The organism is Rhodococcus sp. 14-1411-2a (assembly GCF_002259485.1).
GTDB lineage: Bacteria > Actinomycetota > Actinomycetes > Mycobacteriales > Mycobacteriaceae > Rhodococcoides.
In genome coordinates, this window is record NZ_NPGA01000003.1 from 63,187 (window position 1) to 80,308 (window position 17,122).

Annotated in this window: 18 protein-coding genes; 5 read left to right on the forward strand and 13 right to left on the reverse strand. The window is 65.4% G+C overall.

All coding sequences use genetic code 11. From position 1 onward, the window contains the following. Positions 1-2: 2 nt before the first annotated feature. Both CH291_RS00385 and CH291_RS00390 read right to left on the reverse strand, forming a co-directional pair. A complete protein-coding gene (locus tag CH291_RS00385; RefSeq protein WP_094669656.1) occupies positions 3-1,061 on the reverse strand; it encodes an ABC transporter permease in 1,059 nt (352 codons plus the stop codon). A gap of 29 nt (positions 1,062-1,090) precedes the next feature. Beyond that, positions 1,091-2,092 carry a substrate-binding domain-containing protein gene (locus CH291_RS00390; RefSeq protein WP_094686436.1) on the reverse strand — a complete coding sequence of 334 codons (1,002 nt, stop codon included), beginning with the start codon at positions 2,090-2,092 and terminating at the stop codon, positions 1,091-1,093. Positions 2,093-2,210: 118 nt separating this feature from the next. Here CH291_RS00390 and CH291_RS00395 point away from each other — a divergent pair, with 118 nt between their 5' ends. Genes CH291_RS00395 through CH291_RS00405 form a run of 3 tightly spaced genes read left to right on the forward strand, consistent with a single transcriptional unit; the run spans position 2,211 to position 4,672 of the window. Then, the gene (locus CH291_RS00395; protein ID WP_068051693.1) at positions 2,211-2,531 is read left to right on the forward strand and encodes a hypothetical protein; all 321 of its coding nucleotides are present in this window, start codon (positions 2,211-2,213) and stop codon (positions 2,529-2,531) included. A gap of 24 nt (positions 2,532-2,555) precedes the next feature. Continuing rightward, positions 2,556-4,025 carry a sensor histidine kinase gene (locus tag CH291_RS00400; protein WP_094686437.1) on the forward strand — a complete coding sequence of 490 codons (1,470 nt, stop codon included), beginning with the start codon at positions 2,556-2,558 and terminating at the stop codon, positions 4,023-4,025. Beyond that, the gene (locus CH291_RS00405; RefSeq protein WP_094686438.1) at positions 4,010-4,672 is read left to right on the forward strand and encodes a response regulator transcription factor; all 663 of its coding nucleotides are present in this window, start codon (positions 4,010-4,012) and stop codon (positions 4,670-4,672) included. The genes CH291_RS00400 and CH291_RS00405 overlap by 16 nt, the downstream gene beginning before the upstream one ends. A gap of 36 nt (positions 4,673-4,708) precedes the next feature. On the opposite strand, the gene CH291_RS00410 is transcribed toward CH291_RS00405, so the two are convergent. Further along, entirely contained in the window at positions 4,709-5,119 is a 411-nt protein-coding gene (locus CH291_RS00410; protein WP_094686439.1) for a hypothetical protein, read from the reverse strand. 255 nt (positions 5,120-5,374) lie between these two features. Here CH291_RS00410 and CH291_RS00415 point away from each other — a divergent pair, with 255 nt between their 5' ends. Then, a complete protein-coding gene (locus CH291_RS00415) occupies positions 5,375-6,685 on the forward strand; it encodes a D-alanyl-D-alanine carboxypeptidase family protein (protein ID WP_094686440.1) in 1,311 nt (436 codons plus the stop codon). Here CH291_RS00415 and yhjD read toward each other — a convergent pair whose 3' ends face one another. The 9 genes from yhjD to CH291_RS00460 all read right to left on the reverse strand — a co-directional run bounded on the left by yhjD (position 6,686) and on the right by CH291_RS00460 (position 14,640). Further along, a complete protein-coding gene (gene yhjD, locus CH291_RS00420) occupies positions 6,686-7,705 on the reverse strand; it encodes an inner membrane protein YhjD (protein ID WP_094686494.1) in 1,020 nt (339 codons plus the stop codon). An 84-nt stretch (positions 7,706-7,789) separates the two neighbouring features. Further along, positions 7,790-8,830, reverse strand: a complete 1,041-nt coding sequence (trpS, locus tag CH291_RS00425; protein WP_094639022.1) for a tryptophan--tRNA ligase — start codon at positions 8,828-8,830, stop codon at positions 7,790-7,792. 74 nt (positions 8,831-8,904) lie between these two features. Further along, positions 8,905-9,651, reverse strand: a complete 747-nt coding sequence (locus CH291_RS00430) for an exodeoxyribonuclease III (RefSeq protein ID WP_373455098.1) — start codon at positions 9,649-9,651, stop codon at positions 8,905-8,907. 132 nt (positions 9,652-9,783) lie between these two features. Next, the gene (yidC, locus tag CH291_RS00435) at positions 9,784-10,686 is read right to left on the reverse strand and encodes a membrane protein insertase YidC (protein WP_094686441.1); all 903 of its coding nucleotides are present in this window, start codon (positions 10,684-10,686) and stop codon (positions 9,784-9,786) included. A 63-nt stretch (positions 10,687-10,749) separates the two neighbouring features. Further along, positions 10,750-11,088: a DUF6412 domain-containing protein gene (locus tag CH291_RS00440; RefSeq protein WP_068051718.1), complete on the reverse strand. Its 339-nt coding sequence runs from the start codon at positions 11,086-11,088 to the stop codon at positions 10,750-10,752. Positions 11,089-11,150: 62 nt separating this feature from the next. Further along, a complete protein-coding gene (locus CH291_RS00445) occupies positions 11,151-11,435 on the reverse strand; it encodes a DUF6412 domain-containing protein (protein WP_068051721.1) in 285 nt (94 codons plus the stop codon). A 40-nt stretch (positions 11,436-11,475) separates the two neighbouring features. Continuing rightward, positions 11,476-12,906, reverse strand: a complete 1,431-nt coding sequence (locus CH291_RS00450) for a DUF4153 domain-containing protein (protein WP_094686442.1) — start codon at positions 12,904-12,906, stop codon at positions 11,476-11,478. An 88-nt stretch (positions 12,907-12,994) separates the two neighbouring features. Then, entirely contained in the window at positions 12,995-13,969 is a 975-nt protein-coding gene (locus tag CH291_RS00455) for a HAMP domain-containing sensor histidine kinase (protein ID WP_068051732.1), read from the reverse strand. Continuing rightward, entirely contained in the window at positions 13,966-14,640 is a 675-nt protein-coding gene (locus CH291_RS00460) for a response regulator transcription factor (RefSeq protein ID WP_068051735.1), read from the reverse strand. Before CH291_RS00460 ends, CH291_RS00455 begins: the two co-directional genes overlap by 4 nt. Before the next feature lie 170 nt (positions 14,641-14,810). Here CH291_RS00460 and CH291_RS00465 point away from each other — a divergent pair, with 170 nt between their 5' ends. Further along, complete coding sequence (locus CH291_RS00465; RefSeq protein ID WP_094686443.1) at positions 14,811-15,857, forward strand: ABC transporter substrate-binding protein; 1,047 nt, start codon at positions 14,811-14,813, stop codon at positions 15,855-15,857. A gap of 12 nt (positions 15,858-15,869) precedes the next feature. On the opposite strand, the gene CH291_RS00470 is transcribed toward CH291_RS00465, so the two are convergent. Then, positions 15,870-17,009, reverse strand: a complete 1,140-nt coding sequence (locus tag CH291_RS00470; RefSeq protein WP_068051784.1) for an MFS transporter — start codon at positions 17,007-17,009, stop codon at positions 15,870-15,872. Positions 17,010-17,122: the final 113 nt, after the last annotated feature.

The following is a 17,122-nucleotide window of genomic DNA, read 5'->3' on the forward strand; positions in this document are numbered from 1 at the left end:
GGTCACCTTTTCGCCGCGTAGTTGCGGAAGGAGCTGTTCGCGATCACTGCGAACAGCAGCATCGCGCCGAGGAAGAACTTGAACCAGTCCGGGTTCCAGCCTGCGTACACGATGCCCTGATTGGTCATGCCGAAGATGAACGCACCGATGAACGCACCGACAGCCGTACCGTATCCACCGGTGAGCAGGCAGCCGCCGATGACGGCGGCGATGATGTAGAGGAATTCGTTGCCCACGCCTTGGCCGGACTGCACGGTGTCGAAGGCGAACAGCAGGTGCATGCCGACGAACCAGGCGCAGAAGCCGACGAACATGAACAGGCCGATCTTGACCCTCGTGACCGGGACGCCGACGGCACGCGCCGATTCCTGGTTGCCGCCGACGGCGAAGATCCAGTTGCCGACCCGGGTCTTCATCAGCACCCAGGTTGCGGCGAGCGTGAACACGATCCACCACACGACGGTGATGCGGACCGAGACCCCCAGCAGCGAGAACGAGGACGAGAAGAAGGCCTTGGCCGAGTCGAATCCCTCCATGTCCGAGATGGACGGAGTGGCGACCTGGCCGGTGACGAGTTTGGTGACGGCGAGATTGACGCCGGTGAGCATCAGAAACGACGCCAACGTGATCAGAAACGACGGAATCTTGGTCGTCATCACCAGGTATCCGTTGAGGAAACCGACCGCCAGTGCCAGTACCAGCGCCAGCGCCGAGCCTGTCCACACGTTGAGGTGCAGGTTGTAGGCCAGCATCGAGGCCATGATCGACGAGAACGTCACCGCGACTCCGGTGGAGAGGTCGAATTCTCCGCCGATCATCAGCAGCGAGACCCCGATCGCCATGATGCCGATGGTCGAGGATGCGTACAGCACGGTCGCGAGAGCCTCGGGTGATCGAAACGGTGGTGCCACGATGCAGAAGAAGACGAAGATGGCGACCGCACCGAACAGGGCACCGATCTCCGGGCGAATCAGCAACCGCTGCAACGGTTTCTGTTTCTTGATCCGCTCATCGGTGATCACGGTGTGTTCGGACAGAGCCGGATCGGCCTGTGTGGACATGCTCTTCCTTCCGCGCCGAAGCGACGCACTCAGCGTGTGCCGTTGCGGGCGTACTCGGCGACCGCGTCGATGTTGGTCGAGTCGATGAACGCGGGCCCGGTCAGCACCGGGGTTCCGCCGCCGATCGTGTTGCCGTTGTTGAGGTAGAGCCACAGCGAGTCGACGGCCAGGTAACCCTGCAGGTAGGGCTGCTGATCGATGGCCCACGCCACGTCGCCCGACTCGATCGCGTCGACGAGTGCGGCGTTGGTGTCGAACGTGACGATCGTGGCGTCGCTGCCCGCGTTGTTCTTCGACTGCACCGCAGTCAGCGCGATCGGAGCGGCGAGGGCAATGACGTGGTCGATGGTCGGATCCTGCTGCAGCTTGGCAGTGATGGTCGACTCGACGGACGGCATGTCCTCGCTGTTGACGTTCAGGATCTCGGTGGTGCCTCCGAAGCCCTGCGTCACGCCGGCACAGCGAGCCTCGAGGGCGACCGCCCCCTGCTCCTGGATGATGCACAGAGTTTTGCGGGCGCCGTCATCGGTGAGCCGCGCACCCGCGGCCTCGCCGGCGATGGTCTCGTCCTGGCCGAAGTACTGCTGGACTCCCATGTCCTTCCAGGACTCGTAACCGGAATTGAACGCGACGACCGGTATGCCCGCGGCGGTCGCTACCTCGACGGCGGGGGCCATCGCGTCGGGTTTGGCCAACGTGACCGCGATACCGTCGACCTTCGAGTCGATCGCACTCTGGACGAGGTTGGCCTGGTTGGGCGCTTCGGGATCTGCGGAGTAGCGCAGTTCGATGTTGTCCTTGGCCGCGGCGGCCTCGGCACCCTTTCGAACCAGATCCCAGAAGGTGTCGCCGGGAACCTCGTGCGTGATCATCGCGATCGTCGCCGACGGAGTGTTTGCCACTCCCGCGTTGCTTCCGTCGTCGGACGATCGAGGAGCACCACCGGTGCTCGAACAGGCAGCGACCGTCAGTGCCGCGACCGCACAGATCGCGCCGACCGCGATCGGTCCGCGCCTTTGCCGAACCCTCATTGCATTTCCTCTCGAACAGCCGACAAGTATTCGGAGCAGCACGGGACCTCGGACGACATGAGAGAACTCTCATGTCCGATTCACGTAGCCACAATCCGCCGTCGTCAGACTCGACCGTGTGCGAACCATCATCGTCTCGGCCCTGGGTCTGCTCACGCTCGGCGTGCTCGTCGTGGCATTGCTGACGACTCGATCGACGGGCGAGCAGACCCCGTTGCCCGCACCCATAGTCGCACCCGCCGCACCCGTGCAATCCGCCCCGGGTACTCCGCAACCCGTTCCCGGTGCACCACAGCCGGGCGAGCCCGCGCCCAGCACCGCGCCGACCGCCGCGCCACAGCCGGTGGCACCGGACGGATTCGTGCCCCCGCCGCCGCTGCCGCCTGCCGACTGGGACGATGACTTCGACGACGACTGGGATGACGATGACGACGACTGATCCTGCTGCAAGACCGACCACGTGATGCGGACGCGACTGCTTGCCCTACGCCCGACCAGCGCCAGGAGCCGCATCTTCTCGTGGGTCCTGTTGCTGGTGTTGGCGTCTCTGGCGGCCGTCACCGTCACCACCTGGCTGCTCATGATCCGCGCCACCGACAACCGCATGCGCGAATCGCTGCGCACCGAGATCGCCGAGTTCACCACCCTCACCGACGCAGGCGTCGATCCCGGAACCGGCGCACCGTTCGACGACATCAACGACGTGCTCCGCGTGGTGATCACCTACAACCTCGCCCGCCCCAACGAGAAGTTCCTGGGCTACGTGGACGGCGTGTTCGCCGTGCAGAGCAGGCAGCAGGCACCGGTGCGACTGTCCGACGACAACGGCTTCACCGCCGAAGTCGGGACCGTCACCGCGCCCGTCGAGGGTTCGTACTCGAGCGCCGCAGGTGAAGTGGTGTACCTCGCGGTGCCGGTCTCGCTGGCGGGCGACCCGGTGACCGGGGTCGTGGTCGCCGCGTACTTCGCAGATCAGGAACGCGCCTCCGCCGACGAGACCGCGACCTTGATGCTCGTCGTCGGCGGCGTCACCTCGGTGCTGGCGGCAGTGGGGGCGTGGTTGGTCGCGGGCCGCATCATGTCGCCGATCAGACACATCACCGCAACCGCCAGAACGATCACCGAGACCGACCTGTCCGGCCGAATCACCGACGCCAGAACAACGGGTCGAGGCGACGACATCGGAGCCCTGATCGACACACTGAACTCGATGCTCGATCGGATCGAGTCCGGCGCGGCCAGTCAACGCCGATTTCTCGACGACGCGGGCCACGAACTCCGCACTCCCATCACCATCGTCCGCGGCCATCTCGACGTGCTCGACCACGACGACCCCGTCGACGTGCGCGATACCGTCGCGCTCGTCGACGACGAACTCGATCGGATGAACCGGCTCGTCGCGGACCTGTTGCTGCTCACCCGAGCCGACCAGACGAGCTTCGTCAACCCCGTCGTCACCGATGTCGACGCGCTCACCCGAAGCGTGTTCGACAAGGTGACCTCCCTCGCCGACCGGGAATGGGTGCTCGAGGCCAGCGCGACCGTCCACGCGCCGGTCGACGCACAACGGCTGACCCAGGCGCTGCTGGCGTTGGCGGACAACGCAACCCACCACACGATGCCCGGCAGTCGCGTCGGCATCGGATCCCAACTGTCCGACGGTGACATCCGGTTCTGGGTCACCGACTCGGGCCCGGGAATCGCGCGCGACGAGCAGGAACGAATCTTCGAGCGCTTCGCCCGCGGGCGCAACGGAACCAGACGCACCGAGGGCGCGGGGCTCGGGTTGTCCATCGTCACCGCCATCGCACAGGCCCACCGCGGACGGGTGAGTGTCGGCAGCGCACCGGGGCACGGTGCCACGTTCACCATCACGATCCCACTGACCGATTCCGTTCCCTCGCAGAAAGATCGACCATGGCCCGCATCCTGATCGCCGAAGACGAACCCCGCATCGCCTCGTTCGTCCAGAAGGGGCTCCGAGCGAGCGGCTTCAGCACGACCACCGTCTCCGACGGTAGATCCGCTTACGAACACGCCCGCAGCGGTGACTTCGATCTGGTGGTACTCGACATCGGTCTGCCGAACATGGACGGCTTCGAGGTACTGCAGCGACTGCGCGGAGAGCAATGCGAGATACCGGTGATCGTGTTGACTGCCCGCGCCAGCGTCCACGATGTGGTGTCCGGTCTCGAGACCGGCGCCGACGACTACATGGCCAAACCGTTCCGGTTCGAGGAACTGCTGGCGCGCATCCGAGTTCGCCTGGGCACCAAGAGAACCGTCGACACCACTCAGCTCACCGTCGCCGACCTCACCCTGGACCTGCGTACTCGACGAGCTGTGGCGGGAGACCGCACTGTCGACCTGTCGGCCCGTGAGTTCGCCCTCGCCGAGACCTTCATGCGCCACCCGGGCCAGGTCCTCTCGCGAGAGCAACTCCTGTCGCAGGTGTGGGGCTACGACTTCGACCCGGGCTCCAACGTCGTCGACGTCTACGTCCGCTACCTCCGGGCGAAATTCGGTGCCACACGAATCGAGACCGTCCGCGGAATGGGGTACCGACTGTCCGAGACATGAATGGCGTCGGCCGGTGCCGACGCCACTGCTCGAGTCTCAGTCGTCCCGGTCGTTGTCGTCGTCCTGATCGTCGTCGTTGTCGTCGTTGCGATCGTCCAGATCGTCCCGGTCATCGTCGCGGTCGTCCCAGTCGTTGCGATCGTCCAGGTCATCGTCGCGATCGTCCCAGTCGTCGTCGTAACGGTCGTCCAGGTCGTCGTTGCGATCGTCCCAGTCGTCCCAGTCGTCGTCGTAACGGTCGTCCGAGATCCGGGTCGTTGCGGGCTGCTGGGGCGCTGCCGGCGGGTTCGAGGCCGAATCTGCCTCCGACAGAGGCTGTTCCACCGAGATCGACGACGGCCGCTGCTGGGCGGGGCCGTCGTCGGCGATCGCGAGTGCGCCGACGCTTCCGAGGGTGACGACAACGGCTGCTGCACCGACGATCATGAACTTTGCCGGCATTCTCATGACTGCTCCTTCGATTCGAGTTCTGTGGGCCACCGTTTCGGTGATGACCTAACGATCGCTGTCGAACGTGAGAACCGAAGGAAGACAACATGAGCGAGTTCTCATTCTGGTGGCGGGTGCGGGCCGCTGCGCGAGGGCCTGCATTCGGTCGTCGCCGCTGGCGATGTCGGGACGAGGATCGGAGTGGTCGTTCGGGCGACGCGCGCCGGTGGGTCGCCACGTCGACCGACCCCCGAGCGCCTATGGTGATTCGCGATGAAAAGGATTCGAGTGTGGTTGGCCGCGTCGGCAGTGTCGATGATTCTCGTCGGCTTCGGCTGTGGACCGGCTCTGGCACAACCTGCCGCCGAGCCACCGGTGGTGACGACGACACCGCCGTTCACGACGCCCGACACCGACAGCTGCCCCTTCGCCGCATCACCGCCCCCTGCGATCGACCTGTCCGAGGTACCGGCCCCTGGAAGCACTGCCCCGCAACCACTCCCGATTCCCGCCGAGGCCGTCGGCGGGGATCGGCTCGCCGAGTGTGGAGCGGTACTGCCGGACGGGGCTCCCCCGTTGCCCGCGGACATCTCGGCCACCGGGTTCGTGGTGGCCGACATGGACTCGGGCTCCGTTCTGGTCGCCAAGGATCCGCACGGGCGGCATCGGCCGGCGAGCACGATCAAGGTGCTGCTCGCACTCGTTGCCCTCGACGAGCTGAACCTGGATACCCAGATCACCGCGACCGCGGAGGACGCCGATGCAGAGGGCAGTGCCGTCGGCATCGGCGAAAACGGTGTGTACACCAATCTCCAATTGATGCAGGGACTGGTGATGGCATCGGGAAACGATGCAGCGCATGCGTTGTCCAGGCAGCTGGGCGGGGACGCGGCCACCGTGGACAAGATGAATGCCAAGGCCGCAGAACTGGGTGCGCTCGATACGCGCACCGCCACGCCGTCGGGTCTCGACGGTCCCGGCATGGCGAGCTCTGCCTACGATCTGGCGTTGATCTACCGCGCGGCCATGCGTGATCCGACTTTCGCGCAACTGATTTCGACCGAGACGGTTCAGTTCCCCGGCTACCCGAAGGATCCCACGATCCCGGACGACCAGGACCGGCCCGGGTTCACCCTCTCCAACGACAATCAGTTGCTCTACAACTACGAGGGCGCACTCGGCGGCAAGACCGGGTACACCGACGATGCGCGCCAGACGTTCGTCGCAGGAGCAGAGCGGGGCGGTCGACGCCTCGTCGTGACGATCATGAAGGGAGACGTGCTGCCGATCCGGCCGTGGGAGCAAGCGGCCCGCCTGTTGGACTACGGGTTCGCTCTCGGTTCGAGCCGCGGCGTCGGCGAGCTCGTGGAGCCGCAATCGACGTCCGCGGTGACGAGCACCCGCGCGCCCGAGACCACGCCGACACTTGCCCAGCCACCCGCATCGGCGTCGGGCTCGAGCTCCCGCCAGTCCGAGATGCAGGCCCAGGGCGACACCGTCGTTCGCATCGCGATCGGTGTCCTCGGGTCGATCGTGGTGATCGGGCTGTTGTGGGGCGCTCGGCGTCTGTCGCGCAACCGCTGATCAGCGACGCCGGTTGCGCAGTCCCGCGAAACCGAGAGCTGCGAGGGCACCGGCACCCACCAGAGCCAGACCGCCCGTGACGCCCCGCCCCTCACTGACCTCGACCCTCGTGTTGATCACCGCCGGCTCCGGGGCCGGAACGTGGGCTTCGGCCAAGCTTTCTCGAGTCGTCGCGGCGAACGACGTGGAGAACAACACGAGACGCGACGTCGTGAACACGAACACCAGCAGACCGATGATCGGTCCGAAGACCACGCCCGCAGGACCGCTCGTCACCGAAGCCAGGTAAAGGGCACCGAGCTGCTTGAAGATCTCGAATCCGACGGCAGCGAGCAGCGCACCTTTGGCTGCGCTGCGCCACGACACCGGCTCGCGCGGCAGCCTCGAGATCACCCAGGTGAACAACGCCCAGGTACCCGCCAGCGCAAGTAGAACGGAGAACACGCGCAGTGCGACGCCCACTCCCGGAACGGAATCGAGATTGGCCCACTCGAGAATGCTGCGCATCAGGCCACCTCCGGCGAGTGCCGACAACGCCAACGACAGCACCAGTGCGGTCCCCAGCCCGAGCAGCGCGGCGAAATCCTTGGCCTTGGTGGCCAGAAAACCACCCTGCTCGTGCTGGCTCTCCCACATGGCGGTCAGTGCTTCACGCAGGTTGGCGATCCAACCGAGACCCGCATACAACGCACCGAGCAGACCGATGATGCCGACGCTCGTCCGAGACTCGATGGCCGTCTGGATCAGCGAGTTGATCGTCTCGCCGAAGCTGCCCGGCACGTTCTCGGCAATCTGCGACTGTATCTCGGCAAGCCACTCGGGCTGATTCACCAGCACGAACCCGGCGATCGCGAATGCGACCATCAGCAGCGGGAACAGGGCCAGCACACTGAAGTACGTCATGCCGGCCGCGTAGTAGTCGCCCTTCTGACCCTGGTACCGCTGCGCAGCGACAACAGTGTGATCGAGCCACGGCCACCGGTTGCGCCGGTCGTCGAGGATCGCCTTGAAATCTGGCATGGCACTCGCCTTCTCGCTGTTGTCGGCTGCTGTCGGATGGTGTCGCCGCATCGCAGCACAGCGAAACCCGGTGTGTCGAAAATGCTATGCGCCAGGCGGCAAGAAACCCACCCGGTCGTACACCTGAGCAAGCGTTCGACTCGCCACTTCCCTGGCTCGATGCGCACCGGACGCGAGGATGCGGTCGAGTTCGGCCACATCGGCCATGAACCCGTCCATCCGCTCCCGCAGCGGAACGACGAACTCGGTCAGAACGTCGGCGGTGTCGGATTTGAGGTCGCCGTAGCCCTTGCCCGCGTACCCGGCAACGAGATCGTCGATACTCACGCCCGACAGCGCGGACTGAATCACCAATAGATTGCTGACGCCCGCTTTGTTCTCCGGATCGAACACGATGTCGCGTTCGTTGTCCGTCACTGCCGACCGAATCTTCTTGGCCGACACCTTCGGATCGTCGAGAATGTTGACGATGCCCGCCGGATTCGACGAGGACTTGCTCATCTTCGCGGTGGGATCCTGTAGATCGAAGATCTTCGCGGTGCCCTTGATGATGTGCGCATCGGGCACGACGAACGTCTTCTTGAATCGCGTGTTGAAACGCTGCGCCAGATCGCGCGTCAGCTCCAGGTGTTGCCGCTGATCCTCGCCCACGGGCACCAGATTCGGCCGATAGAGAAGAATGTCCGCGGCCTGCAGAATCGGGTAGGTGAACAGCCCGACGCTGGTGTGATCGCGACCCTGCTTGGCGGACTTGTCCTTGAACTGCGTCATCCTCGCTGCTTCGCCGAATCCGGTGATGCAGTTCAGAACCCACGCCAACTGCGCATGCTCGGGCACCTGACTCTGCACGAACAGCGTCGACTTCTCCGGATCGATCCCTACCGCGAGCAACTGCGCCGCGGCCACCCGGGTGCGGCGGCGAAGCTCCTTGGGATCCTGCGGAACGGTGATCGCATGCAGGTCCGGAATGAAATAGAACGCGTCGAACTCGTCCTGCAACTCCACCCAGTTCCGCACCGCACCCAGGTAGTTACCGAGATGGAACGAATCCGCAGTCGGTTGGATGCCGGAGAGCACCCTCCGACGCGGACCTTGCGGAGTGTCGATGGAGTCGGAAGAAGACATACCGCAATCTTTTCACGACCCCATCGACACCAACTCCCTGCCTAGCCAACACGGGTCACTCCGCAGGCTCCGCTCTAGCGGTAGCGCACTGTCACCGGAGCATGATCGGACCATCGCTGGTCGTACGCCTCGGCCCGCTCGGTGATCGCTTCCTTGGCGCGCTCGGCCAGATCGCTCGTGGCCAACTGATAGTCGATCCGCCACCCGGCGTCGTTGTCGAAGGCCTTGCCGCGGTAGGACCACCAGCTGTATGGACCTTCGACGCCCGGGTGCAGAGCCCGTACGACGTCGGTCCACGGTGCCTTCTCGGCGAGCAACCGCGCCAACCACTCGCGTTCCTCGGGCAGGAAGCCGGAGTTCTTGCGGTTGGTCTTCCATGCCTTGAGATCGGCCTCGGTGTGGGCGATGTTCCAATCACCGCACACCACCACGTCGCGATCTTCGGACTTCGCGGCCTTGGCCGTCTTGGCCAGATACTTCGCGAACGCCGCCATGAAGCGTTCCTTCTCGTCCTGGCGTTCGGTACCCACCTCGCCCGACGGCAGATACAGGCTCGCCACGGTGACATCGCCGAAGTCGCCTTCGATGTAGCGACCCACATCGGCGAATTCGGCGGCACCGATGCCGGTGCGAATCGCATCGGGAGCCGCCTTCGACAGCAGGGCTACCCCGTTGCGTCCCTTCGCGGACGGCTCGGCCGAGGCCAGGTGCCAGCCCGCATCGAGGGCCGGGGCCAACGCCTTGGTCAGTTCCCCGTCGTTGGCGCGGGTTTCCTGCAGGCAGATGACGTCGGCATCGGTGGCCTCGAGCCATGGCAGCATGCCCTTGCGAACAGCTGCGCGAATTCCGTTGACGTTGACAGTGGAAACAGTGATCGGCACGCCGACGACGGTAGCCGAGCCCACCGACAGTCGGCTGCTCGCCTTCCGTCGGCGGCACCTCCGGCGAGGTTGCTAAGGATGCCTCGGCTTGGCCCCGGGCTTGGGGGCGGTGACCGCCGATGTCACCTCCGGCGAGGTAGTCGGTTCTCGATCGATGCGTCGGTAGACGAGGTGCTGCTGGGCGTAGGTCCAGATGTTGTTGCTCACCCAGTACAGCAACACCGCAACCGGAAGTACCGGCCCACCGACGAGCACGCCTGCCGGGAACACCCAGAGCACGAGCTTGTTCATGATCGCGGTCTGCGGGTTTGCCAGCGCCGCTGCGTCCTGCCGAGCGACGGACGCCCGCGAGTTCAGATGCGTGGCCACCGCAGCGACGATCATCAACGGGACCGCGACGAGCGCGATGCTCAACACCGACGGCACTCCCCCGAACGGGCCGAATGCCTCCAGAACCTCGCGCGAGCTGTTCATAGCAGCAGAGATCGGCGCACCGAACAGCCGCGCGTCGAGAAAGGACTGCACATCGGCGGCGCTCAAGACGTAGTTCGCGGTGTTCGCATTTTCCTGCGCCGTCATACCGAGATGACCGAATCCGGTGCCGGTACGGTTGAACGAGCGAAGCACGTGCAGCGGGCCGATGAACACCGGGCCCTGCGCCAGCAGGGGCAGGCACCCCATCAAGGGGTTGAAACCGTGTTCCTGCTGCAACTTCCGCATTTCGGTTGCCTGTCGAGCACGGTCCGCGGAGTACTTCTTCTGCACGGCCTTGATCTGTGGTTGGAGCCTCTTCATCGCGAGCTGGGAACGAATCTGACTGACGAACGGCTTGATCAACACCGCACGAAGCGTGAAGACCAGAAATATCACGGCCAACGCCCAGGCGAAGCCGTTGTCGGGGCCGAGCACGGACCCGAAGACTCTGTGCCAGAACCACAGCACCGCGGAGACGGGATAGTAGACGACATCGAGCATGGTGGAGCACCTCACTGTGAGAGAAGTCGGTCGGTTGGCGTCTCGACCGGATCTCGCAGTGGCTCAGGAGAACTGGAGCCACCGGTCCGGTCCGTGGACCGAACCGGGTGCTCTGGGCATGGGGCGACCGGGCGCATCGGGTTGCTGTTGCCTGCGGAACGATCCCCGAAGCCGCCGCCCGTCCGCGCCTGCGGCGCACAACGACAGCGGTGCGATCACGGCGAGGTCGCACCGCGCACCGAGGACGACCAGGGACGCCGCGACCAGCGCACCGAACATCGCTATCTGTGCGGCGGGTTGTGCGTCGACGACGGCGAAGACGACTAGCAGGACGGCGAGGACGCCGACCAGCGTCCCGGCGTAGCGTCGAATCGCCAGGTGAAGGGTTCGAGAATCGAGCATCTTGAGTTCCTTGGGACAGCCTCGCGGACAACGGATTGCGAAGGCGTGGGGGAACTGTCGAGCTACAGCGCCCCCACCAGTGCACCGGGTGCTCGTGGCTGTGGGCGGCCCGGAGCATCCGGGCGATGTTGACGCCGGAAAGAGCCTCGCAGATGGCGTTCTTCTGCGGCGGGGCCGACGTTCGGCAGCAGGCGCAGCAGTGCCGGAACATCGACACGGTGCGCGAGCAGCATCAGCGTTGCCAGCGCCGCGACGAGAATCAGGGCCACGTCTGCGGTTGCGGTCGGCATCGTCAGGTACAGCGTCACGAGGAGCAGCGAGGTGACGACCATGCGCTGGTATCTCATCCCGCACCTCCCTGGTGTGCCACCGAACCCGAGTCGTTGCTCAGGGTACAGATACCGAAGGGTCCGTGCACAGGTGCCAGGTATCCCCGACGAACACCGGACCTCGGGCTTGCACGCAGGGACGAACGTAGTCGGGCAGTCGCTCGAGCTCCGCGTCGGCGTCGGACGACAACCCACCGACGTAGGACGTATCGATGCGTCCGGTCTGCTCGAAGCGATCGACGTTGTGCCGTGCGATGTACGCATCCGGATTCAGAGCCGCCAGCGTGAGCACGGTCAGAACCGCACCGACGCCCACGGCTCTCGGTAGCCAGCGCCCCGATATCCGCGCGCCCGAGATCAGAAGCAGTACGAACACCGATCCCAGCCACCACTCGACGGCCGTGACGAACAATCTGAGCGTCGTGTAGCCGTACTGCTGCTCGTACAACGACATTCGATGCAGGGCCGACGCAACGATCACCAACGACAGCAGGCACAGCGCTCCGAGCAACGCCCGCAATGCGATTCGATCTCCTCTGCGGTTTCGCGGAGCCTTGGCGACCGTCACCGCAATGACGAACAGTGTCAGTACCGTCACTGCCAGCAATTGCCAGAAGCCCTGCCGGGCGTACTCGGCATTGGTCAGCCCCTCCGTGGTCGCCACATGCCCCTGCCCGCCGAACAGCGTCGGAACCTGGAACCCGACGAACACGACGAACAACGCCACCACCGCCCCGAGCGGAATCATCCACTCCCACAACTGCACCGATCGACGCGGCGACGGAGCGAGGCGATCGAATCGAGGCGGATGCAGCGCGACGTAGCAGACCGCGAGCGCACCTGCTGCAGTGAGCACGAAGACGAGAATGCGTCCGAAGATGGACACGGCATCGAACTCGGGCGTCACCGCGCCCAGTGCATCCGAGAAGCGCTTGTCGGCCGCACCGAACAACGCTGCGAACACGGCGACGAGTGCGATCGTGACAACGGCGACCATGCCGGCCCGCACCGGCCGCGGCCCCTCCAGGTCGATCGAACCGGCTCCGCGTCGGATCCACCGAGCAACCCGCACCGGCAGCAACACCGGCAGGAGACCGCCGAGTGCAATTCCCGTCCACGTCCAGGCACGGGAGAGCACCACCACTGCGACCACGATGGCCAGCGTCGTCGACATCGTCACGATCCACTCGGCCGCGCGCAGTGCCGACACGCTCGCCAAGGCCAGCGCTCCTGCCACGCCGACCCATTCCCACCGCGAGAGCCTGCCGCGGCGGACCGCGAGCACGACTACGACGAAGGCCACGGCAGTGACCAGTACACCGAACGTGTTGTCCACCAACGTCGCTGCTCCGACCAGTCCGGCGAGAGCCGACCCGAGGAGTGCCGCGCGCGGGGGCTGCGAATACCGCAGCACCGGCCAGGTGCGCGGCCCCCAGACAGAGCGCACGTGCTTCGATCTCGGCTGAATCGGAATGTCGATCGTGCTCATAACACTTCCTTGTTGTGTGTTTCGGGCATGGAAGGTCGGCGGCTGCAGTCCGGAGACGAGCAGTCGCGGTTCGGGTGGATCGGGAAAGTCAGTGCTCGGGGATGGCCACTCTGATGTGGCAGCCGAATTCGGTGTCGAGAACTTCGATGGTTCCGCCGTGCAGCTCGGTGGCCCAGCGGGCGATGCCGAGGCCGAGACCTGTTCCGCCGTCGGTGGATCCGCCGCGGGTGAATCGGTCGAACACCGCATGGCGATCGGCGAGGGCGATGCCCGGCCCCTGGTCTACGACGTCGAATGCATAGGCTCCGCCGATTCGGTGAGCCCGCAGCGTCACAGTGCTCGAATGGGGGGAATGCCGCACAGCGTTGTCGACGAGGTTGGTGATCACCTGTGTCATGCGAGATCGGTCGGCCACGACCGTCGAATCTCCGGGCGAGACGACGATCGACACTCGTCCTCGGTGAACGGAGGTCGCGTCCTCGAGGAATTGCTGCACCGCGAACTCCTCCGGGGCAATGGTGAGCACACCGCCCTCCACCCGAGACAGGTCGAGCAGTTCGCTGACCAGATCTCCGAGTCGTTCGGTTTGACGCAGCGCCACCGACAGCGTTGCGGGATTCGCGTCGGTCACCCCGTCGACCATGTTCTCGAGCACGGCACGCAGCGCAGCGATGGGCGTCTTCAACTCGTGCGAGACGTTGCCGATCAGTTCGCGGCGGTACTTCTCGGCAGCTTCCAGGTCACTCGCCATGGTGTTGAACGCCGTGGCGAGCTCACCCACCTCGTCCCTCGACGTGGCTCGCACTCGTGTCGAATAGTCCCCTCGCGCCATCGCTTTGGCGGCCGAGGTCATCTCGCGCAGCGGCGACGTCATCCCGTGGGCGACGAACTGTGTCACGGCCAAGGACACGACGAGAGCTGCGAGCAGGGTGTAGCGAAATTGCCAGCCCGCCCCGATCCAGAAGACGACGCTCGCGAGCACCAGCACGATACCGACGACGAGGGAAACCTTGAGCTTGAACGACCGCAACGGATCCAACGGACGCGGCAGCATGCGCGTCATCGCGGCGACTCCACGGCATAGCCGACGCCGTGCACGGTGCGGATGAGATCGCCACCGAGCTTGCGCCGCAACGCTTTCACGTGAGAATCGACCGTCCTGCTGCTGGCCGAATCGTCCCAGCCCCAGAGTTCGGACAACAGGGTCTCCCGCGAGACCGCAGTGCGCGGCCGAGCAGCCAGATAGGCGAGAATGTCGAATTCCGTTCTGGTCAAGTGGATGTCACCGGAGGAAGTGGTCACCCGCCGTTCCCGGTGATCGATCTGCACGTCACCGACTCGAACCGCCTGCGGTTCGGCGGCCACCGCTCGCTCGGCACGCCGAACCAGGGCGTGCACGCGAGCGACCAACTCGCGCATACTGAACGGCTTCCCGAGGTAGTCGTCCGCGCCGACCCCCAGGCCGACGAGCATGTCCGTCTCGTCGGACTTGGCCGTCAACATCAACACCGGGACCGGGCGGGACGCCTGGATACGGCGGCACACCTCGAGCCCGTCGAACCCGGGCAGCATCAAATCGAGCACCACCACGTCGGGATCGATCCTGGCGCACGCGTCGACGGCAGCCGGGCCGTCGGCGGCAGTGACGACCTCGTACCCTTCGCCGCGCAGCCGAGCGGCAACGGCGTCGGAGATCGTGGGCTCGTCGTCGACGACGAGAACTGTGCGGCTCATGAGAACTGACCCTAGAGGGCGCACGTGGAGGAGCCCGTCGGGAAATGTGGAGGTTCGGTGAAGGTTGGAGCCAGGCGTTTCACGTCGCGTCTGCAGACGAACCTGCCGAGAATATCATTAGGGTGGGCTACCCTTCCTGCGGTTAGCCAACCCTTCCGAAAGGCGTATCGATGCACATCCGACCACTTCATCGGACCTGGGCGGTGTGCGCAGTTGCACTGACCACCGCGGGACTGCTGACAGCATGCTCGAACTCCTCCGCCGACGAGGCGTCGCCGACGGCCGGTGCGTCCTCCGATTCGGCGGCCTTCCCGGTCACGATCGAGCACGCGTTCGGTGAGACCGTCGTGCCCGAAGAACCCACTCGCATAGTGGTGGCCGGCTACACCGAACAGGACACAGTGTTGGCTCTCGGCGTGATACCCGTCGGCGTGACGGAGTGGTACGGCGATCAGCCCTTCGCCACCTGGCCCTGGGCACAGGCCGCGTTGGGCGACGTGGAGCCCGAGGTGCTCTCGAACGACGACGGATTCGAGACCGAAAAGATCGCCGCACTCGAGCCCGATCTGATCATCGCCACCAATGCGGGACTGACAGCGGACACGTACGACACGCTCAGTGACATTGCGCCGACGCTCGCCCAATCGGACGCCGCCACCGCCTACTTCGAGCCCTGGGACATTCAGGCCGACAAGATCGGACGTGCACTCGGTAAGAAGACCGAGGTCGACGCCTTGATCGACGGCGTGAACCAGAAGTTCGCCGACGCCGCGGCCGCGCACCCCGAATTCGCCGGCAAGAAGGCGATCTTCCTACAGAACGCGTTCTACGAGGGCAAGGCGATCGCGTACCAGGACGGGTTGAGCACGGACTTCCTCACCGAATTGGGCTTCGTCATTCCCGACGACATCGACGCCTACGTTCCGGCCGACGGCAGCGCGCAGGCGAGCATCCCGCTCGAGAATCTGTCGGTCCTGAACGCCGCCGACGTGTTGATCTGGGGAACCGAGGAGCCCGGGGACCGCACGGAACTGGAGAAGGAGGCGGTGTACGGCGCACTCGAGCCGGTGCAGGACGGCACCCTCGTGTTCACCGACGGCGTGACGGCGGGCGCGATCTACTTCACCAGCGTGCTCAGCCTGCCGTACGTGATCGACAGGCTGACTCCGGCGCTGGACCAGGCCCTCGGTGGAACGCCTGCAACGATCACCGGCTGATCCTGGGCGTTCCTACGCGGCGGAACGCTTGTCCATCCACATGGCGGTGGCCAGTACACCGAGACCGGCCACCGCCAGGCCCGAGCCGACGGCGGCGGGTGCCGTGTACCCGAATCCTGCGGCGATCACGGCACCACCGACTGCCGCTCCGATGGCGTTGGCCAGGTTGAACGCGGCATGGTTGAGCGATGCGGCGAGCGTCTGAGCGTCCTCGGCCACGTCCATCAACCTCGTCTGCAGACCGGGGACCACAGAAGAGCCGGACGCGCCGATGAGGAACACCAGCAGGAGTGCGGTGATCGGATTGTGTGCGGCCACGACGAACACCGCAAGAGTTACCGCAGTAGCGGCCAAACCGACGAAGGTGCCCTTGAGCTGGTACCTGTCGGCGAGCCAGCCGCCGGCGTAGTTTCCGACGACCATTCCGAGTCCGTAGATCATCAGGGCGACCGGAACGAGTGCGCGGGCGAGACCGGCAACGTCGGTCAGCGTCGACGCGATGTAGGTGTAGACCGCGAACATGCCGCCGAATCCGACGATGCCCACGAACAGGGTCATCCATACCTGGCTGCGGCGCAGTGCGCCCAGCTCGGTGATGGGGCTTGTGGTCGGCATCGCGTCGAGTCGTGGCATCCAGAGGACGAGGGCGGCGACCGTGAGGGCACCGATGACAGCCACGAGCGTGAATGCACTGCGCCATCCCAACGCCTGCCCGATCCAGGTCGCCACCGGGACGCCGACGACGTTCGCGACGGAGAGTCCCATCATCACCATCGCGACGGCCTTGGCTCGCTTGCCCGGTTCGGCGAGGTGAGCAGCCACCAGGGCCGCGACACCGAAGTACGCACCGTGCGGTAGGCCGGCGACGAAGCGCGAGGCGACGAGTTCGTTGAAGCTGGGCGCGAACACCGTGCCGAGGTTGCCGAGCGTGAAGGCCACCATCAGCGCCAGCAGCAACATCCGCCGGGGAACGCGAGCAGCCAGGGCTGCGATGGTCGGCGCACCGACCACGACCCCGAGCGCATACGCGGAGATCATGTGGCCGGCCGAGGGCTCGGAGATCCCCATCGTCGTGGCGATGTCCGGCAACAGCCCCATCGACGCGAACTCCGTGGTGCCGATCCCGAAGCCGCCGATGGACAGTGCCAGCATCGCGAGCTTGCGGCGGGTGGAGTGCGGTCGGTGACTGACACTCAGGCCACTCGACACCTTGCCGCGCACAGCGCTGACTCGGGCAAGAGCGGAATCGGTGACAGTCACAGCAG